The sequence below is a fragment of the Methylorubrum pseudosasae genome (assembly GCF_029504475.1).
Taxonomy (GTDB): Bacteria; Pseudomonadota; Alphaproteobacteria; order Rhizobiales; family Beijerinckiaceae; genus Methylobacterium; species Methylobacterium extorquens.
Window position 1 is genome coordinate 3743498 of record NZ_JAQGDU010000002.1, and the last position, 25605, is coordinate 3769102.

Here is a 25605-nt window from a genome sequence, read left to right on the forward strand (position 1 = left end):
TCACCCCTGCAAAGCCGCCAGCTCTCCCGGCAGCGCGTAGGCCCACTGGGTGATCGTGCCGGCGCCGAGGCACACGACGTAGTCGTTCGAGCCGGCGCGTCCGGCGACGAGGCGGGCCAGATCCTCCGGGCGCTCCAGGGCGACGGCGTCGCGGTGGCCGCGGGCCTTGAGGCCGGCAATCAGCGAATCGCGGTCGATGCCTTCGATCGGCGCCTCGCCCGCCGCGTAGACGGGGGCGACGATCACCGTGTCGGCGTCGTTGAAGCAGGTGCAGAAATCCTCGAACAGCGACTGAAGCCGGGTGTAACGGTGGGGCTGCACGATGGCGATGACCCGGCCGTCGGTCGAGGCGCGGGCCGCGCGCAGCACCGCCTGGATCTCCACCGGGTGGTGGCCGTAATCGTCGAAGATCGTCGCGCCGTTCCACTCGCCGGTGCGGGTGAAGCGGCGCTTGACGCCGCCGAAGCCGGCGAGCGCCTTGCGGATCGCATCCGACGGCACGCCGAGTTCGTGGGCCACCGCCAAAGCCGCGGTGGCGTTGAGCGCGTTGTGACGGCCGGGCATCGGCAGGACGAGATCCTCGATCTCCATGCGGAAGCCGGGGCGGCGGTCGCGGATCATCACCCGGAAGCGGCTCTGGCCGCCCTTCAGGTCGATGTCGATGAGGCGCACGTCGGCCTGCGGGTTCTCGCCGTAGGTGATGATGCGCCGGTCCTCGATATGGCCGACCAGATCCTGCACGATCGGGTGGTCGATGCACATCACGGCAAAGCCGTAGAACGGGATGTTGTCGATGAAGCGCCGGAAGGCATCCTTGATCGCCTCGAACGAGCCGAAATGGTCGAGATGCTCGGGGTCGATGTTGGTGACGATGGCGACATCCGCCGGCAGCTTGAGGAAGGTGCCGTCGGATTCGTCGGCCTCGACCACCATCCAGTCGCCGGCGCCCATGCGGGCATTGGTGCCGTAGGCGTTGATGATGCCGCCGTTGATGACGGTGGGGTCGAGGTTGCCGGCGTCGAGCAGGGTGGCGACCAGCGAGGTCGTCGTGGTCTTGCCGTGGGTGCCGGCCACCGCGACGCAGGACTTGAACCGCATCAGCTCGGCCAGCATCTCGGCGCGGCGGACCACCGGCAGGCGGCGCTCGCGGGCTTCGATCAGCTCCGGGTTGTCGCGACGGATCGCGGTGGAGACCACGACGAGGGCCGCGTTCTCGACGTTCTCGGCCCGGTGGCCGACGAAGGTGCGGATGCCGTTCTCGGCCAGCCGGCGGACATTGGCGTTGTCGTTCGCGTCCGAGCCCTGCACCGTATAGCCGAGATTGGCCATGACCTCGGCGATGCCGGACATGCCGATGCCGCCGATGCCGATGAAGTGGATGGGGCCGAGCTTTTCGGGCAACTTCATATCGAAAACCTTTTGAGTCCGGGGCGCTGACGAGCCCCGGCCGTCTCGTTCCGGAATCCGACGATCACAGATCGTCGAACTCCGCGCGTGCGGGGCGACCGTCGGCCGGACGCGGCAAGCCGTTCGGGCTTGCCGCTGATTTCAGGTCGCGGCCGCCGTCTCGGCGACGAGCGCGGCGAGGCGGTCGGCCGCGTCGAGGATGCGGGCGGTTTTGGCTGCAGCGGCGGCCTGGGTCAATTTCCGCGGCGCTTCGAACAGATCCACCAACTCGGCGGCGAGCCGATCGGGAGTGAAGGCGCTCTGCGGAATCGAGAGCGCGGCGCCGATCTGGGACAGTGTCGCGGCGTTGGCCGCCTGATCCTGATCGAGCGCTCCGGGCAGCGGCACGAGGATGGCGGGCCGGCCGATGGCGGCGAGTTCGGAGACCGTCGAGGCGCCGGAGCGCGCCACCACGAGATGGGCGCTCGCCATGCGGCCGGGCAGATCCTTGAAGAAGGGGGCCGCCTCGATCCCGCCGAGCCCCATGGCAAGGTAGCGGTTCTGCGTCGCGGTCAGATCCTCGGGCCGCGCCTGCTGCACGAGGTGGAGGCGGGCGCGAAGGTCTTGCGGCAACTTTTCAATCGCTGCCGGCACCACCTCGCTCATCACGCGGGCGCCCTGGCTGCCGCCGAACACGAGGAGCCGGAGCGGCGCGTCCGCATCGAGGGACGGATAGGGCGTCTCGGCCACGGCCAGCACCGCGGGGCGGATCGGGTTGCCGGTATGGACGCGGCGCGCGGTCGCCTTCTCGGGCACGCCGCGCACTTCCTTGAAACCGGTGGCGATAACGCGCGCGCCCTTGGCGAGGAAAGCGTTCGCCCGGCCCATCACCGCGTTCTGCTCGTGCAGGATGGTCGGCACCCGCAGCAGCTGCGCCGCCAGCATCGGCGGCACGGTCGGGTAGCCGCCAAAGCCGACGACCGCCGCCGGGTTGAGCCGCCGCACGGCGCGGGCGGCCTGACCGAAGCCGCGCCCGAGCGTGACGACGGCACCGGCCCGGCGCAGCACCGAGCGGCCCGAGGGCGTGGCCGAGGCGATGGTGATGATCTCTTCCGCCGGGAAATCGCCCGCGATCGAATCGACGCGGGCATCGGTGGCGAGCGCGACGCGAATCCCGCGATCTTTCAGGGCGTAGGCGAGACTCTGGGCCGGGAACAGGTGACCGCCGGTGCCACCCGCGCAGACGAGAACCAGGGGGGTGAAGACGGTCACTGCATCAGTCCCGGAACGGCCGAGGGCATGGTGCCGGGCGGGCGCTGGTTGACCGCCGTGGTGCGGGGACGCTTGCGGGTGAGCGCCACGAGGAAGCCCATGCCGAGCGCCAGCGAGATCAGCGAGGAGCCGCCGTAGGAGACGAACGGCAGAGTCATGCCCTTGGCCGGCATGAGCTGCGTGTTCACCGCCATGTTGATGCAGGCCTGCAGGCCGAAGAGCGTCGTCAGACCGGTAATGGCGAGCCTCGTGAAGGTGTCGTCGGTGCGGCGCGCGAGTTTCAGCCCGCGGATGACGATGTAGGCGAAGAGTGCCACGAGGCCCAGACAGACCAGCACGCCGAATTCCTCACCGGTCACCGAGAATGATGAAATCGGTATGCGCGTCGGGCAGGTGGCGCTTGGCCACGCCCTCGCCGGGGCCGGTGCCGAACCAGCCGCCGGAATTGAACGATTCGCGCGACCAGACCTCCTGGAAGCTGTCGCCCGATTCGGGATCCATGAAGCGGTTGATGCGCTCGCGGACGTGGTGGAGGAAGGTGTAGGCGGTGAAGACGCCGACGATGCCGGCAAATCCGAGACCCGCCACCCAGAACCAGTGCAGCCCGGCGACGAAGAACAGGGTGCACCACACCATCGTGATCAGCATGGTCTGGCCGAAATCCGGCTGGAGGATCAGCGGCACGATGGTCATCGGCAGCAGCATGAACGCGAAGATGACGCCGGGCATGTCGCGGCGGTTGGCGCCCTCCGAGAAGGCCCAGGCGGTGACGACCACGAAGGCGGGCTTCACGAACTCCGACGGCTGGAGGCCGAAGGAGCCGAACTGGATCCAGCGGTGCGCACCCTTGATCTCGGGGCCGAACTTGCCGGCCAGGATGCAGAGCACCACGCCGAGCAGCCACGTCACCAGGGCGAAGCGCCGGATGTGGCGCACCGACAGGAACGACACGGCGATGATGAGCAGGACGGTGGGGGCGAGATACATCGCCTGCCGGTTGAGGAAGTAGAAGGTCGGCAGGCCGATGCGTTCGGCCACCGGCGGTCCGCCGCCCATCAGGAAGACGAGACCGGCCACCATCAGGCAGCCGAGGCCCGCAAGCAGGCCGCGATCGACCGTCCACCACCAATCCGCGAGGGGGCTGCGTTCGGCGCGCGACATCATGGCGAGGGGCTCGTCTCCAGCCGGCCGGTCCCGCGAAGAGACGCGGATGGCCAGCCCGGATGGTGGAACGTAAGGGTTAATGGTGTCTTGCGGTTCGCGACGAGATCGGCCGGGCGTTGCCGATTGCCGGTCAGCCATGCACCGCGAATGGATGCGGCGGCTTTGCGTGCGCGGGGCGCCCATGATACTGGCCCCTGCCAACCCGATCCCGCTGGCCGCGACCTTCCGGCCCGGCGCAACACTCGTCTCCGGAGTTGGTTTCCATGGCCCGTATCAGCGCTGACTCGATCATCGAGGGCCTGACCTTCGACGACGTGCTGCTGCGCCCCGCCGCCTCTTCGGTGATGCCGGGCGAGGTCGATATCGCCAGCCGCCTCACCCGCACGATCCGGCTCAACATGCCGATCATCGCCTCGGCGATGGACACCGTGACCGAGGCGCCGATGGCCATCGCCATGGCGCAGAACGGCGGTCTCGGCGTCATCCACCGCAATCTCGAGCCGGCCGAGCAGGCCGAGCAGGTCCGTCTCGTCAAGAAGTACGAGTCGGGCATGGTGCTCAACCCGATCACCATCCACCCCGACGAGACCCTTGCCGACGCCTTCGAGGTGATGAAACGGAACCGGATCTCCGGCATCCCGGTGGTCGAGCGCGGTCCCAACGGCTCGCGCGGCAAGCTCGTCGGCATCCTGACCAACCGCGACGTACGCTTCGCAACCAATGCCGGCCAGCCCGTGGCCGAGCTCATGACGCGCGACCGGCTCATCACCGTGCGCGAGGGCGTGACGCAGGACGAGGCCAAGCGGCTGCTGCACCAATTCCGCATCGAGAAGCTGCTCGTGGTCGATGACCACTACCGCTGCATCGGCCTCATCACCGTCAAGGACATCGAGAAGCAGGTCACCTATCCCAACGCCGTCAAGGACGAGCAGGGCCGGCTGCGGGTCGCGGCGGCGACCACTACGGGCGATGCCGGCTTCGAGCGGGCCGAGCGCCTGATCGATGCGGGCTGCGACGTGGTGGTGGTCGATACCGCCCACGGCCATTCCCGCAAGGTGCTCGACAGCGTCGCCCGGGTGAAGCAGCTCTCCAACGCCGTGCAGATCATCGCCGGCAACGTCGCCACCGCCGAGGGCGCCCGCGCCCTGATCGATGCAGGTGCCGACGCGATCAAGGTCGGCATCGGACCGGGCTCGATCTGCACCACCCGCATCGTCGCCGGCGTCGGCGTGCCCCAGCTCACGGCGCTCATGGAAGCGGTCGAGGCGGCGCACGGCGCCGACGTGCCGGTGATCGCCGATGGCGGCATCAAGTTCTCGGGCGATCTCGCCAAGGCGATCGCGGCGGGTGCCTCGGTGGCGATGCTGGGCTCGCTGCTGGCGGGCACCGACGAGGCGCCGGGCGAGGTGTTCCTCTACCAGGGTCGCTCCTACAAAAGCTACCGCGGCATGGGCTCGGTCGGCGCAATGGCGCGCGGCTCGGCTGACCGCTACTTCCAGGCCGAGGTCAACGACACCCACAAGCTCGTGCCCGAGGGGATCGAGGGGCAGGTGCCCTATAAGGGTCCGGTCGCGGCGGTGCTGCACCAGCTCGCCGGGGGCCTGCGCGCGGCGATGGGCTATGTCGGCGCCCCGACGGTGCCGGAGTTCCAGGAGCGGGCGCAGTTCGTGCGCATCACCAATGCCGGCCTGCGCGAGAGCCACGTCCACGACGTGACGATCACCCGCGAGAGCCCGAACTATCCCAGCCGCTGATGATGGAGCCGCGCGGTTCCGTTCGGGAATCGCGCGGCGCTGCATTCAGCGTGCCTTACGAAACGCCCGATCAGCGATCGTCTCCGTTCCGGGCACGGCGGCGCATCGGGCGTCTCGTAAGAGGCACTTAGAGCCAGATCAGGCTCGCGACCAGGGTTAGACATTCCAGGAAGACCAGCACGCAGAGCGTGGCGGCGACGGCGCGGTCCTGTGCTGCCGTCGGGTCCGGAGAACGGATGCGCCCCATGGTCGGTCTCCGCGAGACAACAAGCGTAGGGCAATCCAGGGTTTGGCGTTTTAATAAAGATCAATCTCGGCCGTGAAAGTCTCGCGGGCCGCAAAAAGTCTCCGCAGGCCTGGGGGTGGCCGCGGAGAGAAGTCTTGGGAGGAATGCATCGAGCCGCGAGGGTCCGCCGACGCTCCGGAACTCGAGCGGCGACTTCGGCTGGTGCAACCGAAGCCTCTCACAACCGTATCTGCACGCTCAATGATGTAGATCAAACCGCGCGAAGTCGCTTCGACAACACGCTACGGTTTCACGGTCGAGACCGCCGGGGCGGCTTCCGCTTGCTGGTCGATCACCGTCGCGAACTCGTCCGGACTCAAGGTGATGAATCGGCGCAAAGCCTCCTGAAACTCCGCATCCTTGTCGGCGGTGGGGCAGGCAAAGCCGCGGGACTGCGTGACCTGCGCCCGCATCGCCGCCTCGTAGGGTGCCATTTCGGGCTGGAGCGCGGACATCTTCGTATCGACGGCGGCGCGCTGCGCATCGGTTGCCGTTACGCTGCAAGACCGCAGTACCCCCTGCAGGGCCAGCCCGACCGTATAGGTGGCCATCCGTGCCCGCGGCGGCAGCGGCGGTGCGGCGGCGACCGCTGGCCCGTTCGAAGGGGCCGCGGCGCAGCGTCGCAGGGCGGCGACAGCGGCGGCGAGATCGGGAGCCACGAGCGGCTTATCGCCATCCGCGAACCGCAGGGACAGCGTCCGCGCGTCCAGCAGAGCCGGCACGATCGTCTCCGGAAACGCCGTGCGCAGGATCTGACCATCGCCGGTCCAGATCAGCGTCGCGCCGGCCGGCTTTCCATCAAGCAGTATCGGCACGCTGAACCGGTCGCCCGCCGAGAAATCCCAGTTCCGGTCGGCGACCGCCAGGGCGAGACCGCCCCGATCGATTGAGACGATCACGACGCCAGCGAGTTCGCCCTGCGCATCCTTCTCGGTGTGGGTCATCCGGCAGGCGGGGGAACCGGTTTCGCTGCCGCGGCGCTCCACCGTCCAGCCGCGCACGGTCTCGAACGGCGCGCGGTCCGCGGCGGCGAGCGGGCCGCCGAGGAGCGTCGCCAGCATCGCTGCCGTGACGGGTGAGAGGCGCACGCGAACACTCCCGCGGGGACGGCCGGCCCCCGCCGCCCGCGGAATGCGGGATGGCCAGCCGGCCGGGGAAGCCTAGCCGCAGCCCGCCGGCGCAACCAGCCTCGAAGCCGGCGTCTCTCACAGCGTTTTATGGGCAGAGGCGAAGACGGTCTTCGTCCGACCCGCGGGCTCGGCACGCCGTCGCGCCGAACCCCGGACGGTATTTGCGGTCGCGAAACCTCATGCCAAATCCGGTCGATCCTTTCGGGAGCGCGGATTTGGCTTGGCACATCTGCTGCGCAGACTGAGTGATACAGTCCCGCTTCGATCGAGTGGCAACCGACTTACAGCTTCGAATCGGACGGGGTATTCGGGCTCTTCTCCGGCGCGGGCTGCTTTTCCAGGGCGGCGACCAACTCTTCGGGGCTCAGCTCGACGAACTTCCGCAGGATCTCCTGGAAGTCCGCCTGCTTGTCCGCCGCGGGGCAGGACTCGCCGTTGCGCTTCAATTCGCTGCGCACCTGCGCTTCGAGCGGTGCCATCTCCGGCTGGAGCGCGGCCATCCTCGCTTCCACCCCGGCGCGCTGCTTGCCGGTGGAGGGGACGTCGCAATCCTTCAGCACGCGCTGCACGGACACCCCGATCACGTAAGCCGCGATTCGCTGCTGCGACGGCGCGGGGGGCCCGACGGGGGCAGCCTGCGGTGCCGCAACCGCGGCGGGTTTGGCCGGCGTGGCATCGCAGCGCCGCAGAGCCTCGTAGCCCGCCGCGAAATCCGGGATCCGGAAATCGGCGTCGCTGTCCTCGAAGCGCAGGATCACGGTTTTAGCCGCGAGCAGATCGGGAACGACGCTGTCCGGCAGCTGGGTGCGCAGGGTCTTCCCGTCGCCGATCCAGGTCGTCTTCACCTTGATCGGCTTCTTGTCGAGGAACAGCGGCACCTTGACCGACTGCTCCTTGTCGAAGTCCCAGCCCTGATAGACCAGCACCATCACGGCCGTGGAATCCCGAAGAGCGAAGACGACCGCATTGGCAGCGTTGTTGTCGTCCTTGTCCTCGTAGGCGTGGGTCATGATGCAAGGATTGGCACTGGTATCGCCGACCGTCCGCTCGACTTCCCAACCCTTCACCACTTCGAAAGGCTGGCGTTCCGCGGCCGAGACGGGTTGTGCGAACAGGCCGGGAAGTAGTCCGGCCGCCAGAACGGCGAGGGTCGGCAGGGTGCGCATGAGTGAAATCCGCAAAAGCCAGCAATCGCCGGTGCGGAATGCAGGGGCCGTCTGGTGGACTCAAGCTTTGCCGCGGGATCGTTACGATTCCTTCGTGGCGCGCGGCACGCCGACGTCTCGAAAATCACCAGCCGCATCCTCTTTTCGGCGGGGTGCGGGCGGCGAGGCTTCGGCGTATGTGAGGACGCAACAGGAAAGGGAGGACGATGCGGATTCTCGTGGTCGGAGCCGGCGCGACGGGCGGCTATTTCGGGGCGCGGCTCGTAGAGGCCGGGCGGGACGTGACGTTTCTGGTGCGGCCGGCGCGCGCGGAAAAGCTGGCGGCGCGGGGCCTCTCGGTCCGTAGCCCGCTCGGCGACATCCGCATCGACGCGCCCAAGACCGTGACGGCGGACGCGCTCGCCGGGGCCGGGCCGTTCGACCTCGTCCTCCTCTCGGCCAAGGCCTACGACCTCGACTCGGTGGTCGCGGACGTGGCGCCGGCCGTCGGGCCCGGCACGGCGGTGCTTCCGATCCTCAACGGCCTGCGCCATCTCGACGTGCTGGATCAGGCGTTCGGCGCCGACCACGTGTTGGGGGGAAGCTGCGCCATCGTCGCGACGCTGACGGGTGACGGCGAGATCCGGCAGATGACCGATCTGCACACGCTCACCTATGGTGAGCGCGACGGGACGCGCTCCGAGCGGATCGCACGCATCGAGGCGCAGATGGAGGGCGTGCGGTTCCAGCCGCGGGCCAGCGACAAGATCCTGCTGGAGATGTGGGAGAAGTGGGTCTTCCTCGCGACGCTCGCCGGATCGACGACCCTGATGCGCTCGGCGCTCGGCGACATCGTCGCGGCGCCCGGCGGCCGGGCCTTCATCGAGGCGCTCCACGACGAGTGCCAGGCGGTGGCCGGCGCCAACGGGAACGCCGCCCGCGAGAAGGTCTTTGCCGGCGCCCGCAAGATGCTGACGGCGGAGGGCTCGGCGATGACCGCCTCGATGCTGCGCGACATCGAGGGTGGCGCCCGCATCGAGGCCGACCACATCATCGGCGACCTGATCGCGCGCGGGCAGGCTAAGGGCGTCGAGACGCCGGTGCTCGCCCGGGTGCTGACCCACCTCAAGGCCTACGAGCACCGGCGCGCCCGCGAGGCGGCCTAACTGTCTCTCACGAAATTCCCGCTGCGCCGTCCTCGCCGAGGCGCGAACGGTCAGAGATCGGGAGTTTTGTGAGGCACTCGAGCCGCCCCGCTCGCGCCGTTCGTCAGTAGCGGCCGGGCGGCGGCGTGGGCGGGCTGCCGTATTCGAGCTGCGTCTTGGCGTCGGGCCGGCGGGCGGGCGGCGGCACCGGATCGAGGCTGGGCGCGGCCGGCGCGGTGGAGCAGGCGGCAAGCGTGAGCGCAAGCAGGCTCGCGCACACAAAGGGCTTCAAACTCAGGCTTACGGACGGCATCGCAAGGGTCCTTTCCTCACTTGTCCTTGACGGACAGGGCCATCGTGCCGTTCTGAACGTCCAAAGTGCCGGAAGCTCGGCCTTATCGTGTCGGGTTGCGGGTCCAAGCGTGGCCGCAAGACGGCAAGTTTAACGAAACGTTTCCGGAGCCGATCCTGACCCCCTCCGCCCGCCTCTCCGCCGCCATCGAGATCCTCGACGACATCGCCGATCGCCGCCGTCCGGCCGCCGACGCCCTCAAGGATTGGGGGCTCGCCCACCGCTACGCCGGGTCCGGCGACCGCGCGGCCATCGCCAGCCTCGTCTATGATGGGCTGCGGCGCCGGGCCTCCGCTGCCTGGGTGATGGGCGCGCAGACCGGCCGGGCCATCGTGATCGGCATGCTGCGCCTTCAGCGCGGTCTGGCCGAGCCCAGCATCGCCTCGCTGTTCGACGGCGCGCGCTTCGCGCCCCCTCCCCTCACCGAGGACGAGCGCAAGCGACTGGCGGAGGGAAGCCTTGCCGACGCGCCGCCCGAGGTCGCGGGCGATGCGCCGGCCTTCGTGCTGCCGTCGCTGACCGCGTTGCTCGGCGATGCGCTGCTGCCGGAATTGCGGGCGCTCGGCCGCCGGGCCCCGCTCGATATCCGCGTCAACACCCTGAAACAGAGCCGCGAAGAGGCCTTCGCGGCGCTCGTCGACCTCTCGCCCGAGACGACGCCGCTCTCCGCCCTCGGCCTGCGCATCCCGCTCGGCGAGGACGGGCGCGGCCCGGCGCTCCATGTCGATCCGCTGTTTCTGGAGGGCGGGTTCGAGATTCAGGACGAGGGTTCGCAGATCGCGAGCCTGCTCGCCGGGGCGAAGCCGGGCGAGACCATCGTCGATCTCTGCGCGGGCGGGGGCGGCAAGTCGCTGGCGCTCGCCGCGATCACCGGCAACGCCGCCCACATCATCGCCACCGATGCCGATCCGCGCCGGCTCGCCCCGATCCACGAGCGCCTGCGCCGCTCGGGTGCGCAGGTCGAGGTGCGCACGCCGCGCACCGGCAAGGCGCGCGCCGACGTGCTGGCCGATCTCGACGGCACCGTCGATCGGGTTCTGGTCGATGCGCCCTGCACCGGCACCGGCACGTGGCGCCGCAACCCGGATGCCAAGTGGCGCCTGCGGCCGGGCAGCCTCGCCGGCCGGCTCGCCGAGCAGGCCGAGGTGCTCGACCGGGCGGCCCGTCTGCTGCGCCCCGGTGGAACCCTCGTCTACGTCACCTGCTCGCTCCTGCCCGAGGAGAACGACGCCGCCGTCGACGGATTGCTCCAGCGCAGCGGGGCGATCCGGCCCGTGGCCACCGATCTCGCGCCCGTGCCCGGTCTCGACGAGAAGGTCCGTAAGACGGCCCGCGGCATCCAGATGAGCCCGGCACTCACCGGCACCGACGGTTTCTATGTCGCGACAATGACACGCAAAAGCTGATCCGAGGCCGGATCAGTTGCGCGCGTATCCCGTTGTTCACCGGGACCGCGCGGGGGACATGCCGGGGCAGCCGCCACGGACGAGATTCCTGCGCATTGCCGCGGCGGGAGTTTCGATGACGGCGAGGCCGAGACCATGACGTTGCACCGGCGAGCCCTGCTCGCGGGGACGGCGGCGGTGCTGACCGGGGCCGAGGCGCGGGCGCAGGGGGCGGACGTACCCCCGGCCGTGCGTCTTCCGGTGCGTCCGCAGACCGGTGAAGTCGTCCAGCCCCTGCCGAAATCCGCGCCCGGCTCCGACCTCGAAATCATCGATCTGTGGCCGGACCTGCCGCCGGGCGGCGGCGGGCCGTTCCGGTCGGAATACCGGTTCGACGAGACCCTGACTGGCGTCATCACCGGCGTGGTGCGGCCCTGTCTTCTCGTGATCCGCCCCCAGCGCCCGAACGGAGCCGGGATCGTGATCGCGGCGGGCGGCGGCTATCTGCGCATCGACATCGGCAACGAGGGCCTGCCGGTCGGGCAATGGCTGGCCCGCGCCGGCATCACCGCCTTCGTGCTGGTCTACCGCCTGCCGAGCGAGGAATGGCGCGACGGCCCCGACGCGCCGCGCCAGGACGCGCAGCGGGCCATGCGCCTCGTGCGCTGGCGGGCGGAGGAATACGGCCTCGATCCCGACCGGATCGGCGTGCTCGGCTTCTCCGCCGGCGGCCACCTGATGGGCGTGACCGCGACCGATGCCGAGCAGGATCTCTACGACGATACCGATGAGGCCGACGGCCTGAGCGCCCGCCCCTCCTTCGCCGGGCTGATCTACCCGATCGTCACGATGCGGGCGCCGTTCGACCGGACCATGTCGAGTCGCCGGGTGCTCGTCGGCGACGACCCGCCCGATGCGCGGCGACGGGCCTACTCGGTTGAGGTGCAGGTCAACGAGCGCACCCCGCCGGTCTTCATGGTCCAAGCCTCCGACGACCGGATCGCGGTGACCGACCATCCGCTCCTGATGTACGCGGCGCTGCGGGCGGCGAAGGTGCCCGCCGAGATGCACCTGTTCGAGCGTGGCGGCCACGGCTTCGGGCTCGGCGTGCCCGGCAGTCCCGCGGCGGCCTGGCCCGCCCTGTTCATGGCCTGGATGCGCGGCCATGGCCTGCTGAAGTCGTAGCGCCGCTGCGATCGCTCCCACGCGGACACCGATCGGCCACGGTGCGAAAGCTCTCTCGCGGGCGCGTCTCGTGCCGCGAACGATTGCCGATCCCGGGCGTTTAGGGCCATGCTTGCGAAGACACCGAGACATTCGATCCGCGCCCGAGCCACGCAATTGGCCGTTGGCATCGAGGCGGCCGACGTCGCTTCCGGCCTCTCGCTCGCGCGGGGGAAGGATCGTCCGGCTATCCAAGCCATGGGATCGGCCAGCGAAATCGGCAGTTGGCAGGCTCTGTTCGCGTTATCGGCGACGGCCCTGGCCCTCGGCCTAGTCGCCCGTGACCGCCGACTCGCGCATGCGGGACGCAACATGCTCACGGCGGGCCTTGTGGCGAGCCTCGTGAAGACGACGATCAAGCGGACGGTCCACCGCACCCGTCCCAACGTGTTCATGGACGAGGGGCACTACGCCCGCGGTCGGCCTGGGACCAGCAACGGCCCCTGGCAATCCTTCCCCTCGGGGCACGCCGCCTTGAGCGTGGCCGTGGCGCGATCGGTGGCGCGCGCCTATCCCAACGCCGCGGCCTCGGCCTATGGCGCTGCGGCCGCCATCGCGGCCGTCCAGGTCATACGCGGCGCGCATTTTCCCGTCGATGTCCTGGCCGGAGCCGTGATCGGTGTCGCGGCCGAAGCCGTCAGTCACTGCCCCTTCACGGATGAGGCCCGGCGACACGGCTGAATCGACCACGGTTCGTCGAGGCAAAGCCCCGCTCCGCAGCTGTGATCAGGCTCAAGGGTCGGGATCGCGACTCCCCGTCCGACGCGGACGATCCCCGGATATCGTCTCCGCGCGATGGCGGGTCCGCCAAATGAAAACGGCCCCCGTCTCCGGGGGCCGCTCATCGTTTTGAATCAGGCGTCGTGATTAGAAGCAGCGGCGCTCGCGCGTGATGACCACGCGGCCGAACCGGCCACGGCGCTTGGTGACGACGGTACGGCAGCGCGGGCCGCGGACGACGCGGCGGCTGTACTGAGCCTGCTGGAACAGTCCGTCCGTCAGCGGGGCGGCGCCGGAAAGGGGAAGGGCCTGGGCCGGCGCGGCGGCGCCGAAACCTGCGATCGTGACGGCGATTCCGAAGAGGGCTGCTCTCATGGTCGGATGGCTCCTGTCCGTTTCGAGGGGCGTGCCGTGTCGCCCCGAAACCGTGAACGTAAGATTAACGGCACCGACTTGAGGGCTGCCGCATGTGCCTCCTGACCCCAGGCGCGTTGCGCCGTTCCGAGGCCTCGTCTAACCGGTATCGCAGAAGGCCCGAGGCAGCATGACCATCGATACCTCCCACCACGACAAGATCCTGATCGTCGATTTCGGCTCCCAGGTGACGCAGCTCATCGCCCGCCGCGTGCGCGAGGAGGGCGTCTATTGCGAGATCGTGCCGTTCACGAAGGCCGAGGCCGCCTTCGAGGCGCACCGGCCCAAGGGCGTGATCCTCTCCGGCGGCCCGGAATCGGTGACGACGGATCTGTCGCCGCGCGCCCCGCAAAAAATCTTCGAATCCGGCGTGCCGGTCTTCGGCATCTGCTACGGCCAGCAGACCATGGCGGCCCAGCTCGGCGGCGAGGTCGAGGGCGGCCACCATGCCGAGTTCGGCCGCGCCGAGGTCGAGATCGTCTCGGACTCGCCGCTGTTCCGGGGGGTCTGGCACGCGGGTGAGAAATACCCGGTCTGGATGAGCCACGGCGACCGGGTGACGAAGCTGCCGGACGGCTTTGCCACCATCGCGATGTCGCGCAACGCGCCCTTCGCCGCGGTGGCGGACGAGGCCCGCCATTACTACGCCGTCCAGTTCCATCCGGAGGTGCACCACACCCCGCACGGCGCCCTGCTGATCCGCAACTTCGTGCGCGACATCGCCGGCTGCTCCGGCGACTGGACCATGGGCACCTACCGCGAGGAGGCGATCGCCAAGATCCGCGAGCAGGTCGGCAAGGAAAAGGTGATCTGCGGCCTCTCCGGCGGCGTCGATTCCTCGGTCGCGGCGGTGCTGATCCACGAGGCGATCGGCGATCAGCTCACCTGCGTCTTCGTCGATCACGGCCTGATGCGCCTCGGCGAGGGCGACGAAGTCGTCCGCCTGTTCCGCGACCACTACAACATCCCCCTCGTCCACGTGCAGGCGCAGGATCTGTTCATCGGCGCGCTCGAGGGCGTCGATGACCCCGAGGTGAAGCGCAAGACGATCGGCCGGCTGTTCATCGACGTGTTCGAGGCTGAGGCCGGCAAGATCGGCGGCGCCGCCTTCCTCGCCCAGGGCACGCTCTATCCGGACGTGATCGAGAGCGTCTCGTTCTCCGGCGGTCCCTCCGTGACGATCAAGAGCCACCACAATGTCGGCGGCCTGCCCGAGCGGATGAACATGAAGCTCGTGGAGCCCCTGCGCGAGCTGTTCAAGGACGAGGTTCGCCTGCTCGGCAAGGAGCTCGGCCTGCCCGAGAGCTTCGTCGGCCGCCACCCCTTCCCCGGACCGGGCCTCGCCATTCGCTGCCCGGGGATGATCACGCGCGAGAAGCTGGAGGCGCTGCGCAAGGCCGACGCGATCTATCTCGACGAGATCCGGCAGGCCGGCCTCTACGACACGATCTGGCAGGCCTTCGCGGTGATCCTGCCGGTGAAGACGGTGGGCGTGATGGGCGACGGGCGCACCTACGACCACGTCTGCGCGCTGCGCGCCGTCACCTCGGTCGATGGCATGACCGCCGACTTCTACCCCTTCGACATGGCCTTCCTCGGCCGCGTCGCGACGCGGATCATCAACGAGGTGAAGGGCATCAACCGGGTGACCTACGACATCACCTCGAAGCCGCCGGGCACGATCGAGTGGGAGTGAGAACGGATCGCTGAGAGGCTCGGTCTCGAGTTGGTCGGCGCAGGCGGCTTTATGCCAGCAACTGCGTTGGGACGCCGAGAACCGGGCCGGCTTCGGCGAGGCGGCGATCGAGTGTGTGCTGATCGACGAAGGCTACCAGAACCTATTCCGCTTCCTCGGGCCGGGGCCCGAGGTCTATTGCGGGGCTCGACTGACCTCGTTCTGAGCCCGTGATGCGGCTGCGCCATGCCCTCACCCTGCTGCTGACCTTCCTGCCGCACGCATCTTTCGCCGCGGCGATGCCGACGCGCGTCGTCTCGATGAACCTGTGCGCGGACGAACTGGTCCTGCGCCTCGCCGACCGGGCGCAGGTGGCAGGAATCACCGGGTTCGCCCGCGATCCCCGCGGCTCGCTCGTGGCGGACAGGGCCGAGGGCCTGCCGGTGATCCGCGGCCTCTCGGAGGAGATCGTGGCTTTGCGGCCCGGCCTCGTCGTGGTGGGCGCGTTCACCACGCGGACCACCGTAGCCCTGCTCAAGCGCGCCGGTTTCCCCGTGCTCGAACTCGGCGTGCCGGCTGATCTCGACGGCGTGCGCGCGCAGATCCGCACCGTAGCCGCCGCTCTGGGCCATGCGGAGCGCGGCGAGGCGATGGTCGCAGATCTCGATGCACGCCTCGCCGCGGTCACGCCGTCGGAAAAGCCGCTGCGCGCCCTGGTGATGCACCCGAACGCCTTCACCATGGCGCCCGGCAGCCTCGGCGATGCGCTGATCCGCGCTGCCGGGCTTGTCAACGTCGCCGCCGAAATCGGCCGCGACCGTCTGGGGCAGGTGCCGCTGGAGGCCGCAGCCCTGGCGAATGCGGATGTCATCGTGCTGGACCAAGCCGAGCCCGGCACTCCCTCGCTCGCCGACACGCTGCTGCACCATCCGGTCCTCGTCGCGCTCCGGCAACGGGGCCGCGTCGTCTCGATCCCGAACCGGTTGTGGACCTGCCCCGGCCCGCAGGTCGCCGAGGTAGTGATGCGCCTCGCCGAGGCGGCTCGGCAAAGGGCAGAGCGGCCGTGAACGCCCCTCTTCTCCGCACCGAGCGCCCGACGCGGCGGTTCCGACCGGCGCGCCCGGCCCCACTCACGCTTGCCCTCGCACTCGCCTCGGTGTTCCTCACGCTGGCCTCGGTGGCGGTCGGCTACGCACCCTTCGATCTTGTCGCGGCGGTGGGCGACCGGATCGCCGGCCGGGAGACCCTGGCTGCGCTGGTTCTGTGGGAGCTGCGACTTCCCCGCGCCCTGCTCGGCGGGCTCGTCGGCTTCAGCCTCGGCCTGACCGGGGCGGTGATGCAGGGTTTCCTGCGCAATCCGCTGGCCGATCCCGGCATCCTCGGCATCTCCTCGGCAGCGGCCCTCGGCGCGGTGATCGTGTTCTACGGCGGCCTTGCCGGCAGCGTGGGCCTCGCCCTGCCCCTCGGCGGCATTGCCGGGGCGGCCTGCGCCGCGGTTCTGCTGATTGGCCTCGCCGCACGCGGCAGCGGCACGCTCGGCCTGATCCTGGCGGGCGTCGGGCTTTCCAGCTTCGCGGGCGCGCTCACTGCGCTCGCCCTCAACCTGTCGCCCAACCCCTATGCGGCCCTGGAGATCGTGTTCTGGCTGATGGGATCGCTGGCCGACCGCAGCCTCGATCACGTTCTGCTGTGCCTGCCGCTGATGGCTTTGGGCTGGGCGCTGATGCTCTCGACGGCCGCCGCGCTCGATGCCCTGGCGCTCGGCGAGGACACCGCCGCAAGCCTCGGCTTCGATCTCACCTCGGTCCGATTGCGGATGATCGCGGGGGCGGCGCTCGCCGTCGGCAGCGGGGTTGCGGTGAGCGGCGCCATCGGTTTCGTCGGGCTCGTGGTCCCGCACCTCGTGCGGCCGTGGGTCGGCGGCCGGCCAGGGGCGAGCCTGTGGCCGAGCGGCTTCGCCGGAGCCGTGCTGGTGCTCGCGGCCGATCTCGGCGTCCGGCTGCTCGCCACCCGGCCCGAGCTGAAGCTCGGCGTCGTCACCGCCCTCGTCGGCGCGCCGTTCCTGGTCGTCCTGCTGCTGCGGAACCGGGGGCGGCCCGCATGAGCCTGTGCGCCCACGCCGTCGATCTCACCATCGATGGTCGCGCCCTCCTGTCCGGCGTCGGCCTCGCGCTCGAACCCGGCCGCCTCGTCGGCCTCGTCGGGCCGAATGGGGCCGGCAAGACGACGCTGCTGCGGGTTCTGGCCGGCCTCCTTCCCCCGGTGAAGGGTGGCGTGACCCTCGACGGCGTGCCGCTCGACCGCCTTTCCCGCGAGGCCCGCGCCCGCCGGATCGCCGCCCTGTTCCAGGGGGCGGGGGTCGGCTGGCCGATGCGGGTCCGCGAGATCGTGGCGCTCGGCCGCCTGCCCCACCGCCGCGCCTTTGCCGGCCTCTCGGATGCCGATGCGGCCGCCATCGCCCGCGCCATGGCGGCGACCGGTATCACCGACCTCGCCGAGCGCTTCGAGCCGACGCTGTCCTCCGGCGAGCGGATGCGGGTGCTGCTCGCCCGCGCGCTCGCGGTGGAGGCCGCGTGGTTGCTCGCCGACGAGCCGATCACCGCCCTCGACCCGGCCCACCAGCTCGACGCCATGGCCCTGCTCCGCGACATCGCCCGCGGTGGGACGGGCGTGGTGGCGGTGCTGCACGATCTCACGCTGGCCGCTCGCTGCTGCGACCGGATCGTGGTGATGGAGGCCGGGCGCATCGTCGCCGACGGGCGGCCCGAGGACGCGCTCACCGATGCGCGTCTGGCCGCGACCTTCGGTGTCACGGTCTGGCGCGGACAGGCAGCCGACGGCACGCCCTACATCCTGCCCTGGGCCCGCGCGACAGCCAAGGAGACAACTGATGCCGCCGACCCCCGACCCGTCTGAGGTCGAAGGCCTGCTGCGCGCTGCGCTCCACGATGCCGGCACCGCCTGGAGCCTCGGCAGCTTCGGTTCCATCGCCGAGTTCATGCGCGACGACGACGAGCCGGTGCGGCCCCTGCCGGACGCGCGAATGGGCCTCGCCACCGATCGCGGCGCGATCGCGCTGACGCTCAGCCCCGGCCTCAGGCCGGTCGCCTACGAGACCGGATTCTCCGGCGGCTACAACCACGCCGTGGCCCTGTGCCTGCCCGACTCCGCCTGCGCCATGAGCGGGCGAACGGTCGTCACTGAACTCGGTCCCGACCGGGAGGCGGTGCGGGAGCAGGACCGCGCGGCGATCCTGTTCGATCTCGGGCTCGGGCTGCGGGCCGTCGATGCCTGTGTACGCGCGAGCGACCCTGACACCATCGCCCGCCTGCGCGTGGGGGTCGGGAAGCCGGTCTTCGCCACCGACAACCCAATCGGCCCGCACCTCGCAGCGATGAGCCCGCACCGGATCTTCTGCACCCGCATCGGGCGGATCGAGGTCTACGCGCCGATCCCCGGTCCCGGCGGCACAAGCCCCGAGGGACCGCACACGCACGTTCTGCCGAAGCTCCTGCGGGCCGGGCGCACCCATGCGGCGACGACGCCGATCCCCGGCGGCTTCGTGCCCTGCGGCGGGCTTTACCCACCCCACCCCTACAAGGACGGGATGGGCCGCCGCATCGCCTTCGACCCCGCCCGCCATGCCGCCTTCCAGGCGCTGCTCGAACGCTGGGGCGACCCTGACCTCCTGGCGATCAAGCGGGGACTGGCTCCTCTGGAACCCGTCTCGCCCAAACACGCGCGATCGGTCCGCCGCGTCGCCGATCTCCAGGCGCACTTTCTGCGCGGTGACTCTGCGCGGTGACGATGTCGAGGCGCGGGCGGGCGACGCGGACGAGGGGGCCGACGCACAGGTCTGACCCGGCCCTCGCTTCAGGCACCCGAAGGCGGGGCGCGGGAGAAGCCCGCGCCGGGGCGGTCCCGCGCCGGCCGGCGGACCGTCAGAACGACAGCTTCATCCCCGCTACGAACGTGCGCGGGGGCCCGGCAAAGATCGAGCCCGTTGTGCCGGCGAGCGCGGCGCGGCCGTTCTGGGCACCGGTCGCCGCGTTGAGCGTGTTCGCCAGCGGGTTGGCCGAGCCGACATAGGTCGTGTCGAGAACGTTGCGGACCTCGCCGTACAGGTCGATCCGCCGGGCGTAGCCGTTCGGCAGCGGGGCCGCGTAGTGGATGTTGAGGTTCAGGATCGCGAAGCCCGGCACCTTCAGGAAATTGGCGTTGTCGATGAAGTAGCCGTCCTGCGCCACCACCTCGGCGAAACCGCCAAGCCCGGCCAAGGCGCCGGCCGGCACGTCGTAGCCGATCCGTGCCAGGAGCTGATGGGCCGGTACGCCGGGAATGCGGTTGCCGGCCCGGTCGAAGCGGGCGGTGAGCGCGGCGGCACTGAGTTGCTCGACGTAATCGGTGTAGACCTGATCGTCGAACGTGTAGGCCAGCACCCCGCGCCAGCCCGGAGCGAAGGTCCAATCTACCCCAACCTCGATGCCGCGATGCTCGGAGGCCGGCGCGTTGAAGGTGTAGTTCAGCAGGCCTGCCCCCGGCGACTGCGTGACGAACTCGTTGTGGAAGAACTCGTAGAAGCCGGTGAGGCTGAGCCGTAGTCCCGGCAGGGGCATGAAGTCGGTGCCGAGATCGAAGCCGAGATTCTCCTGCGTCTTCAGGTCGGTGTTGTTGCCGGGCAGGCCGGTCGCGTTCACGAACATGCTGGAGAAGGACGGCGTCGCGTAGCCGGTGGCCACCCGGCCGCGCAGGGCCCAGTCCGGATCCGGCCGGTAGACCAGGGCGAGTTCCGGCGCGACGTTGAGGAAGCGGCGGTCGGCCTGCGCCAGGGTCGATACGGTGCCGGCGGCCGTCGTCGCGAAGGTGCGGTTGCGCCCGATGATGCTCGATTCCTCCGCGCCGAGGCCGGCCACGGCCGTCCATTGCGGCGCGAGTTCGAGTTCGAGCCGGGCCCGGCCGCCGAGATTCGATTGCAGCGCCTCCTGCAACCCGATCAGCGTGCCGAGGCGGGCGCCGCCATAGGGCGCGCGGTTGTAGACGGATGCCGCGATATCGACCGCGCTGTAGGCGAGCGTCACGCTGCCGACGGCCGGCAGGCCGAACAGCTCGCCGCGGCGGGTCAGGTCTGTCTGCACGAAATAGGAGGGCAGGCTGCCGCGTCCCGAGGTCGTGTAGAACGGCTGGTTGTAGTTGCGCTCGTCGAAGCCGACCTGCACCCGCCACGCGGTCTGGGCATCGAGGTCGTGTTCCCAGCGGCCTGCGATGATCGTGCGCCGGTCGTCGCGGCGGAACGCCCCTTCGCTCGCCGTCACCGGCACCCGCGGGCCGAAGGCGCCGTTCGCCAGGAGGGCGAAGGTGGTGCAGCCGGGGGCTGCCGTCGCCGCCGCGTCGCAGCCGCGCTGGTACGGGTTGGTGCGGAACTGGTCGAGCGAGGACCGGGCGGGGATGTTGGCCGTGACCTCGTTGTTGATGACCTTGAGGGTGAAGCGGTTGTCGGGGCTCGGCGTGTAGCTCGCGAGCAGGTTGATCGTCTGGGTGTCGTAGGAGGAATGGTCCTGATAGCCGTTGGCGCGCACGTCGCTGGCAAACAGGCTGATCTCGAACGGACCGCTCACGCCGCCGACGCTGAAGTAGTTGCTGAGATAGCCGAAGCTCCCGGCATCGACGCCGATCTCGTAGCCGTCGATCTCGCGGCCGGTGCGGGTGCGGAAGGCCAGCGCCCCGCCGGTGGCGAAATTGCCGAACAGGGCCGATTGCGGCCCGCGGAACACGTCGATGCGTGAATAGGCGCGGGGATCGACCAGATCGAAGCGTGAGGCGCCGTCGGGCTGGGTGACGGGGAAGCCGTCCTCCAGCACCACCATGTTGCGGGTGACGCCGGTGGCGCGGGCGTTGTTGCCGCGGATCGAAATCACCACGTCGCGCCCGCCATTGCCCTGGCGCAGGGTCACGCCGGGGCTGTCGAGCAGCACCGTCCCGATGGAGGTGGCGGGGCGGTTGGCGATCGTCCCCTCGCGCCCGATTGCGGTGACGACCTGCCCGGTCGGGCGCTCGATGCCGAGGGCGGCCGCGCCCGGCGGGCCGGAGACCCCGAAGCCCGGCGCACCGGACCCAGCCGCCGCTTGGCCTTGCGGCGTTCCCTCGCCGGTGACGGCAAGTTCCTCCAGGGTGACGGACTCGCCGGCGGTCTGGGCCGCGGCCAAACCCGATAGGGCCAGCGGCGAAGCGGCGAGGAGCCAGGCGGCACGGCGCGCGGCGGGGTGGGAACGCATGGGACGGCTCGTGGCGACGTGAGATCGGGGCGGGCTGCAGGGGCCCGCGAATGATAGGCGTCAGGTCCGCGCGGCGAGGCGCAGGCCTTGGGCAGCAAGGTCGAGGCCGAGCAGGGCCAGGATCGCGAGGCCGGTCAGCGGGAACAGGGCGCCGAGGCCAAGCATCAGGCCGGTGACGGTGGCGACGACGCGCCGGTCCCGCGGCCAGGGCGGCGTGCCGATTCGTCCGGCCGGGCGGCGCTTCCACCACATCACCGCAGCGGTGACCGAGAGCAGGATCGTGCCGAGGCAGAAGGCGAGCATGGCGAACTGGTTCGCCCGCCCCCAGAACTCACCCTTGTGGATGCCGATGCCGTACTGGATCGCCCGCGCCACGGGACCGAGATCGGAAAAGTGCACGTCGATGATCGGCTGTCCGCTGTAGCGGTCCAGGGAGACCATGCGCTGACCCGTGACCTCGCGCGGATAGGCGGAGGCGGCGTAGACGCCAGTCTCGCCCAGCGGCAGCGCCAGTTCGAAGCCCCCAGGCAGAGCCATGTCGCGAAGGGTCGCGACCGCGCGGTCGATGCCGAGGGACGGCGCTCCGGAGGGGGCCGATTGCGGCATCAAGGCGTCTTCGAGCGCCCAGCCGGCGCTCTCCAGGCGCGCGCCCAGCGGGACGGTGGAGACAGCCTTGCCGGCCCAGAGCTGGGTCGGTTGGCCGAGCCCGGCCCGGTTCGACCACGCCCGCAATTCCTGCCCCCACCAGACCGACCAGGGCAGACCAGTGAGCGCGAGAAACAGCAGTCCCGCCCCGGCGAATAGGCCGGTGGCGGTGTGAAGATCGCGCCACCAGACCCGGCGTCGCGGCGTCTCGCGCAGGCTCACGGCACGTCCCCGGCGCTGTCCCTCCCCTTGCGGCCACCACAGATAGGCGCCGGTCACGACGAGGATGATCGCGAACCCGGCCACGATCTCGATCAGGGCGTTTGCCGCCGTTCCGAACAGGGTGAGGCTGTGCAGGCCGCGCACGATCCCGAAGAACTCGCGATCCGCGGCGACGCGATCGAGCACGTCGCCGCTATAGGGGTCGAGATAGACGAGGATCTTGCCCCCACCCTCGGCGAGGGTGACGAGGGCCGAGGCCGTGGGGCCGGCGGGCTCGGTGTAGGAGAGCGGGTTGCCCTCCGGCACCGCCTGCATGGCGTTGAAGATCAGGCGGTCGGGCCCGAGCGGGGCTCGGCCCGAGGATGCGACCACCGTGCGGTGGGCGAAGACGGTCGCGTTGATCTCGGCCTTGAACAGGTAGAGCGCGCCGGTGGCCGAGAGCAGGATCAGGAAGGGCAGGCAGAGCAGGCCAGCATAGAAGTGCCAGCGCCATAAGGCACGATAGACCGCATCGCGCGAGACGCGCAAAGCCGCCGCGGCGGTGAAACCGGCGGTGCCCGACAGGGTGGGAGGCATGGGTTCGAAATCCGCGTCTGAGGGATCGGAGCGATCGTCTCAGGCGGCGGGCGGACCTCGGGGACTGGTGCCCTGATCGGGCGGTGCGCGGGCGCGGATCATCGCCGCAGCGCGCCACGGCACGGGGGCGGCGCGCGGCGGCCAGAGGGCGGTTGCGGACGCGACCTGTGCCGGCGGGAAGAAATGGGCCGCCTGGACCTGCGTGCAGCAGGCGTGGTGGCCGCAGGGCTGCTCGTCGTCGGCCGGCGTGCCAGAGGCGGTAAGATGCTCCGCGCAGAGAATGCCGCCGTCGAGGCGCGGCAGGGCGGGCGCGAGAGCCGCGAGGAAAGCCTGGAAGACAAGCGCGTAGAGCGCGATCACCCCGATGATCGCGCGGCCGTGCACGGATCGGTGCGGGCGCTGGCGCATGGCCATGCTTCTAGAGCATCATCCCGAAAGGTGGCTACCAGCTTTCGGAAGTAGATGATGCAAAACAAGAGCCCGGTGCACCCGGTCAACGTGGACGCGCGCGGGTGACGCGCGTCCTGCGGCGGCGGAATCAGACCGGCATGCCGGCCGGCTCGAACAGGAAGTCATCGACGGAAGGGATCGTCACCGCGAGGCTCGCACCGTAGCTCGCCTTCGACAGGCGCCAAGGCCGCTCGGCGCGGGCGCGGATCGCCTCGGAGGGACGCAGGCGGCGCAGCGCGCCGTCCTCGTCCATCTCCTCGATCGTCAGGAAGCCGTAGACCTGTAGGCGCGAGGCGATGAGCTTGGTCTCGCGGTCGCCCGCCGGAACCCGTAGGCTGCCCGTGGCATAGACCGCATCCATCAGGTTGCGCTGGTCGCTCCTCGAGCGGCTGCGGGGAGGCTCGCCCGCTCCGAATGCCGCGTTGATGGCGCCCTGCCGCGCGGCCGCAGGCCGACGGAAGGGGATGACGTTGTCCGTTCCCGGAACGCTACGCATACACAGGTACCTTCGTATCGCGGAAAGCTCCCCGACCGGCGCGCTCTCACGGCGCCGTCCGGTCGATGCGAAGCTTTCGACGATCCCGATTAATGCCTGCTTAGCCATGCCCGGCCGAGGAGCGCGGAAGGCGTCCCGAAACGGGCCGCCTCCCCTGCCGGCCCTCGCGTCTCAGTTCAGGGCGACGGTGAACGCGCCTTCGGTCTTGGCGCGGATCTCGTCCTCGGTGACGCCGTCGGCGAGTTCGACCAGGGTCATGCAGCCATCGCCCTTCTTGTCGATGGTGAAGACGCCGAGATCGGTGATGACCATGTCGACCACGGCGGTGCCGGTCAGCGGCAGGTCGCAGGCCTTCAGGAGCTTTGCGCTTTCCGAGCCGTCCTTGCCCTTGGCGACGTGCTCCATCACCACGACGACCTTCTTGACGCCGGCAACGAGATCCATCGCCCCGCCCATCCCCTTCACCATCTTGCCGGGGATCATCCAATTGGCGAGGTCGCCGTTCTGCGCCACCTGCATCGCGCCGAGGATGGACAGGTCGATATGCCCGCCGCGGATCATTCCGAACGAGTCGGCCGAGGAGAAGTAGCTCGTGGTCGGCAGCGCGGTGATGGTCTGCTTGCCGGCGTTGATGAGGTCGGGATCCTCCTCGCCCTCGTAGGGGAACGGCCCCATGCCGAGCATGCCGTTCTCGGATTGCAACTGCACCGACATGCCCTCGGGGATGTAGTTCGACACCAGCGTCGGAATGCCGATGCCGAGATTCACGTAGAAGCCGTCTTCCAGCTCCCGGGCGGCGCGCTCCGCCATCTGCTCACGGGTCCAGGCCATAGTCTTGACGTTCCCTCGTTTGGCGCATCCTCGGAGCGACGATCCGCCGTCCGCCAAAAAGGGGCGGCGACGCGCCGTCGCGCTCGTGGCCTCTCGGCCGATGGTCGAATCAGATCTGGCCGCCGCCGGCCGCCGCCGCTTCCGGCTCCTTGCGCTTGCGCACGGTGCGCTGCTCGATGCGCTTCTCGCGCACGGGCACGTGGAGGATGCGGCCGATGAAGATGCCCGGCGTGTGGATGTGGTCGGGGTCGATCTCACCCGGCTCGACGAGGTGTTCGACCTGCGCGACCGTCACCTCTGCAGCGGTGGCCATCATCGGATTGAAGTTGCGCGCCGTCTTCCGGTAGACGAGGTTGCCCTCGGTATCGCCCTTCCAGGCGTGGACGATGGCCAGATCCGCGAACAGCCCGCGCTCCATCACGTAGCTCTCGCCGTCGAACTCGCGCACTTCCTTGCCCTCGGCGACCTTGGTGCCGACGCCGGTCTTGGTGAAGAAGGCTGGGATGCCCGCGCCGCCTGCGCGGATGCGCTCGGCCAGCGTGCCCTGCGGGTTGAACTCGATCTCGAGTTCGCCGCCGAGATACTGGCGGGCGAATTCCTTGTTCTCGCCGACATAGGACGAGATCATCTTCTTCACCTGACGGGTGTCGAGCAGCTTGCCCAAGCCGACGCCGTCGATGCCGGCATTGTTGGAGATGACGGTGAGGTCCTTCACGCCCGAGGCCTGGATCGCGTCGATCAGCTCGTCCGGGATGCCGCACAGGCCGAAGCCGCCGGCCATGATCGTCATGCCGTCGCGCAGGAGGCCGGCGAGCGCCGCCTTCGGATCCGGATAGACCTTCTTCATCGACAGCGTCCCTTCCTTAGTCTTCCGCCAGGGCGGGCCATGATTCGTTGGCCACGATACAATGTCCGAGATTCGGTCCGAGATTCGGCGCCGGCCGCGCTCCCGATCGATGGCGATCGGGTGTGCAACGCGAAGCGGCCCCCGTCAAACCGGCGACGCATTTGCGCGCAATGCAAAAGCCCCGCGCCGTAACCGCTTGCCCGGTGGGCGAGGC

Annotated in this window: 22 protein-coding genes and 1 pseudogene; 10 read left to right on the top strand and 13 right to left on the bottom strand. The window is 69.8% G+C overall.

The window, feature by feature from the left end:
• The 3 genes and pseudogenes from murC to M2437_RS18680 all read right to left on the bottom strand — a co-directional run bounded on the left by murC (position 1) and on the right by M2437_RS18680 (position 3822).
• Positions 1-1407, bottom strand: a complete 1407-nt coding sequence (gene murC, locus M2437_RS18670) for a UDP-N-acetylmuramate--L-alanine ligase (RefSeq protein ID WP_003602503.1) — start codon at positions 1405-1407, stop codon at positions 1-3.
• A 141-nt stretch (positions 1408-1548) separates the two neighbouring features.
• Entirely contained in the window at positions 1549-2658 is a 1110-nt protein-coding gene (gene murG, locus M2437_RS18675) for an undecaprenyldiphospho-muramoylpentapeptide beta-N-acetylglucosaminyltransferase (RefSeq protein ID WP_253388333.1), read from the bottom strand.
• Positions 2655-3822: pseudogene (locus M2437_RS18680) on the bottom strand (FtsW/RodA/SpoVE family cell cycle protein). Before M2437_RS18680 ends, murG begins: the two are co-directional and overlap by 4 nt.
• Before the next feature lie 263 nt (positions 3823-4085).
• Here M2437_RS18680 and guaB point away from each other — a divergent pair.
• The gene (guaB, locus tag M2437_RS18685) at positions 4086-5576 is read left to right on the top strand and encodes an IMP dehydrogenase (RefSeq protein ID WP_003602509.1); all 1491 of its coding nucleotides are present in this window, start codon (positions 4086-4088) and stop codon (positions 5574-5576) included.
• 528 nt (positions 5577-6104) lie between these two features.
• Here guaB and M2437_RS18690 read toward each other — a convergent pair.
• On the bottom strand, positions 6105-6950 hold the full coding sequence (locus tag M2437_RS18690) for a hypothetical protein (protein ID WP_253388334.1): 846 nt from the start codon (positions 6948-6950) through the stop codon (positions 6105-6107).
• Positions 6951-7273: 323 nt separating this feature from the next.
• The gene (locus tag M2437_RS18695; RefSeq protein ID WP_253388335.1) at positions 7274-8158 is read right to left on the bottom strand and encodes a hypothetical protein; all 885 of its coding nucleotides are present in this window, start codon (positions 8156-8158) and stop codon (positions 7274-7276) included.
• A gap of 206 nt (positions 8159-8364) precedes the next feature.
• Here M2437_RS18695 and panE point away from each other — a divergent pair, with 206 nt between their 5' ends.
• Entirely contained in the window at positions 8365-9303 is a 939-nt protein-coding gene (gene panE / locus M2437_RS18700; RefSeq protein WP_253388336.1) for a 2-dehydropantoate 2-reductase, read from the top strand.
• Between the two features lie 103 nt (positions 9304-9406).
• Here panE and M2437_RS18705 read toward each other — a convergent pair whose 3' ends face one another.
• A complete protein-coding gene (locus tag M2437_RS18705; protein ID WP_253388337.1) occupies positions 9407-9595 on the bottom strand; it encodes a hypothetical protein in 189 nt (62 codons plus the stop codon).
• A 95-nt stretch (positions 9596-9690) separates the two neighbouring features.
• Between M2437_RS18705 and M2437_RS18710 the strand changes: the two genes are divergently transcribed.
• The 3 genes from M2437_RS18710 to M2437_RS18720 all read left to right on the top strand — a co-directional run bounded on the left by M2437_RS18710 (position 9691) and on the right by M2437_RS18720 (position 12924).
• Positions 9691-11040: an RsmB/NOP family class I SAM-dependent RNA methyltransferase gene (locus M2437_RS18710; protein WP_253388338.1), complete on the top strand. Its 1350-nt coding sequence runs from the start codon at positions 9691-9693 to the stop codon at positions 11038-11040.
• 135 nt (positions 11041-11175) lie between these two features.
• Entirely contained in the window at positions 11176-12204 is a 1029-nt protein-coding gene (locus tag M2437_RS18715; protein WP_015951355.1) for an alpha/beta hydrolase, read from the top strand.
• Positions 12205-12312: 108 nt separating this feature from the next.
• Positions 12313-12924 (top strand): phosphatase PAP2 family protein, encoded by a 612-nt coding sequence (locus M2437_RS18720; protein WP_309247837.1) that lies wholly within the window; start codon positions 12313-12315, stop codon positions 12922-12924.
• A gap of 186 nt (positions 12925-13110) precedes the next feature.
• Here M2437_RS18720 and M2437_RS18725 read toward each other — a convergent pair whose 3' ends face one another.
• On the bottom strand, positions 13111-13338 hold the full coding sequence (locus M2437_RS18725; RefSeq protein ID WP_003603049.1) for a hypothetical protein: 228 nt from the start codon (positions 13336-13338) through the stop codon (positions 13111-13113).
• Positions 13339-13507: 169 nt separating this feature from the next.
• Here M2437_RS18725 and guaA point away from each other — a divergent pair, with 169 nt between their 5' ends.
• The 5 genes from guaA (at position 13508) to M2437_RS18750 (ending at position 18857) form a co-directional block, all read left to right on the top strand.
• Positions 13508-15073 carry a glutamine-hydrolyzing GMP synthase gene (gene guaA, locus M2437_RS18730; RefSeq protein WP_003603047.1) on the top strand — a complete coding sequence of 522 codons (1566 nt, stop codon included), beginning with the start codon at positions 13508-13510 and terminating at the stop codon, positions 15071-15073.
• A gap of 212 nt (positions 15074-15285) precedes the next feature.
• The gene (locus M2437_RS18735; protein WP_253388340.1) at positions 15286-16119 is read left to right on the top strand and encodes an ABC transporter substrate-binding protein; all 834 of its coding nucleotides are present in this window, start codon (positions 15286-15288) and stop codon (positions 16117-16119) included.
• A complete protein-coding gene (locus M2437_RS18740; protein ID WP_253388341.1) occupies positions 16116-17156 on the top strand; it encodes a FecCD family ABC transporter permease in 1041 nt (346 codons plus the stop codon). Before M2437_RS18735 ends, M2437_RS18740 begins: the two co-directional genes overlap by 4 nt.
• Positions 17153-17968 carry an ABC transporter ATP-binding protein gene (locus tag M2437_RS18745; protein ID WP_253388342.1) on the top strand — a complete coding sequence of 272 codons (816 nt, stop codon included), beginning with the start codon at positions 17153-17155 and terminating at the stop codon, positions 17966-17968. The genes M2437_RS18740 and M2437_RS18745 overlap by 4 nt, the downstream gene beginning before the upstream one ends.
• Complete coding sequence (locus tag M2437_RS18750; protein WP_253388343.1) at positions 17943-18857, top strand: DUF6925 family protein; 915 nt, start codon at positions 17943-17945, stop codon at positions 18855-18857. The genes M2437_RS18745 and M2437_RS18750 overlap by 26 nt, the downstream gene beginning before the upstream one ends.
• A 136-nt stretch (positions 18858-18993) precedes the next feature.
• On the opposite strand, the gene M2437_RS18755 is transcribed toward M2437_RS18750, so the two are convergent.
• The 6 genes from M2437_RS18755 to M2437_RS18780 all read right to left on the bottom strand — a co-directional run bounded on the left by M2437_RS18755 (position 18994) and on the right by M2437_RS18780 (position 25391).
• On the bottom strand, positions 18994-21324 hold the full coding sequence (locus M2437_RS18755) for a TonB-dependent receptor family protein (protein WP_253388344.1): 2331 nt from the start codon (positions 21322-21324) through the stop codon (positions 18994-18996).
• A 60-nt stretch (positions 21325-21384) separates the two neighbouring features.
• Positions 21385-22767 carry a PepSY-associated TM helix domain-containing protein gene (locus tag M2437_RS18760; protein WP_253388345.1) on the bottom strand — a complete coding sequence of 461 codons (1383 nt, stop codon included), beginning with the start codon at positions 22765-22767 and terminating at the stop codon, positions 21385-21387.
• 39 nt (positions 22768-22806) lie between these two features.
• Complete coding sequence (locus M2437_RS18765) at positions 22807-23175, bottom strand: hypothetical protein (protein ID WP_253388346.1); 369 nt, start codon at positions 23173-23175, stop codon at positions 22807-22809.
• 130 nt (positions 23176-23305) lie between these two features.
• A complete protein-coding gene (locus M2437_RS18770) occupies positions 23306-23713 on the bottom strand; it encodes a hypothetical protein (protein WP_253388347.1) in 408 nt (135 codons plus the stop codon).
• Between the two features lie 171 nt (positions 23714-23884).
• Complete coding sequence (locus tag M2437_RS18775) at positions 23885-24544, bottom strand: 3-oxoacid CoA-transferase subunit B (RefSeq protein WP_253388348.1); 660 nt, start codon at positions 24542-24544, stop codon at positions 23885-23887.
• Between the two features lie 109 nt (positions 24545-24653).
• A complete protein-coding gene (locus M2437_RS18780) occupies positions 24654-25391 on the bottom strand; it encodes a CoA transferase subunit A (protein ID WP_012254252.1) in 738 nt (245 codons plus the stop codon).
• Between the last annotated feature and the right edge of the window lie 214 nt (positions 25392-25605).

Excerpts from the sequence above, each read along its gene's own strand:
- guaA (WP_003603047.1), top strand. The coding sequence starts at position 13,508 with ATGACCATCGATACCTCCCACCACGACAAGATCCTGATCGTCGATTTC.
- M2437_RS18705 (WP_253388337.1), bottom strand. The coding sequence starts at position 9,595 with ATGCCGTCCGTAAGCCTGAGTTTGAAGCCCTTTGTGTGCGCGAGCCTG.
- M2437_RS18745 (WP_253388342.1), top strand. The coding sequence starts at position 17,153 with ATGAGCCTGTGCGCCCACGCCGTCGATCTCACCATCGATGGTCGCGCC.
- M2437_RS18720 (WP_309247837.1), top strand. The coding sequence starts at position 12,313 with ATGCTTGCGAAGACACCGAGACATTCGATCCGCGCCCGAGCCACGCAA.
- guaB (WP_003602509.1), top strand. The coding sequence starts at position 4,086 with ATGGCCCGTATCAGCGCTGACTCGATCATCGAGGGCCTGACCTTCGAC.
- murC (WP_003602503.1), bottom strand. The coding sequence starts at position 1,407 with ATGAAGTTGCCCGAAAAGCTCGGCCCCATCCACTTCATCGGCATCGGC.
- M2437_RS18735 (WP_253388340.1), top strand. The coding sequence starts at position 15,286 with ATGCGGCTGCGCCATGCCCTCACCCTGCTGCTGACCTTCCTGCCGCAC.
- M2437_RS18755 (WP_253388344.1), bottom strand. The coding sequence starts at position 21,324 with ATGCGTTCCCACCCCGCCGCGCGCCGTGCCGCCTGGCTCCTCGCCGCT.
- M2437_RS18765 (WP_253388346.1), bottom strand. The coding sequence starts at position 23,175 with ATGCGCCAGCGCCCGCACCGATCCGTGCACGGCCGCGCGATCATCGGG.
- panE (WP_253388336.1), top strand. The coding sequence starts at position 8,365 with ATGCGGATTCTCGTGGTCGGAGCCGGCGCGACGGGCGGCTATTTCGGG.
- M2437_RS18750 (WP_253388343.1), top strand. The coding sequence starts at position 17,943 with ATGCCGCCGACCCCCGACCCGTCTGAGGTCGAAGGCCTGCTGCGCGCT.
- M2437_RS18695 (WP_253388335.1), bottom strand. The coding sequence starts at position 8,158 with ATGCGCACCCTGCCGACCCTCGCCGTTCTGGCGGCCGGACTACTTCCC.
- M2437_RS18775 (WP_253388348.1), bottom strand. The coding sequence starts at position 24,544 with ATGGCCTGGACCCGTGAGCAGATGGCGGAGCGCGCCGCCCGGGAGCTG.
- M2437_RS18770 (WP_253388347.1), bottom strand. The coding sequence starts at position 23,713 with ATGCGTAGCGTTCCGGGAACGGACAACGTCATCCCCTTCCGTCGGCCT.
- M2437_RS18715 (WP_015951355.1), top strand. The coding sequence starts at position 11,176 with ATGACGTTGCACCGGCGAGCCCTGCTCGCGGGGACGGCGGCGGTGCTG.
- M2437_RS18760 (WP_253388345.1), bottom strand. The coding sequence starts at position 22,767 with ATGCCTCCCACCCTGTCGGGCACCGCCGGTTTCACCGCCGCGGCGGCT.
- M2437_RS18725 (WP_003603049.1), bottom strand. The coding sequence starts at position 13,338 with ATGAGAGCAGCCCTCTTCGGAATCGCCGTCACGATCGCAGGTTTCGGC.
- M2437_RS18780 (WP_012254252.1), bottom strand. The coding sequence starts at position 25,391 with ATGAAGAAGGTCTATCCGGATCCGAAGGCGGCGCTCGCCGGCCTCCTG.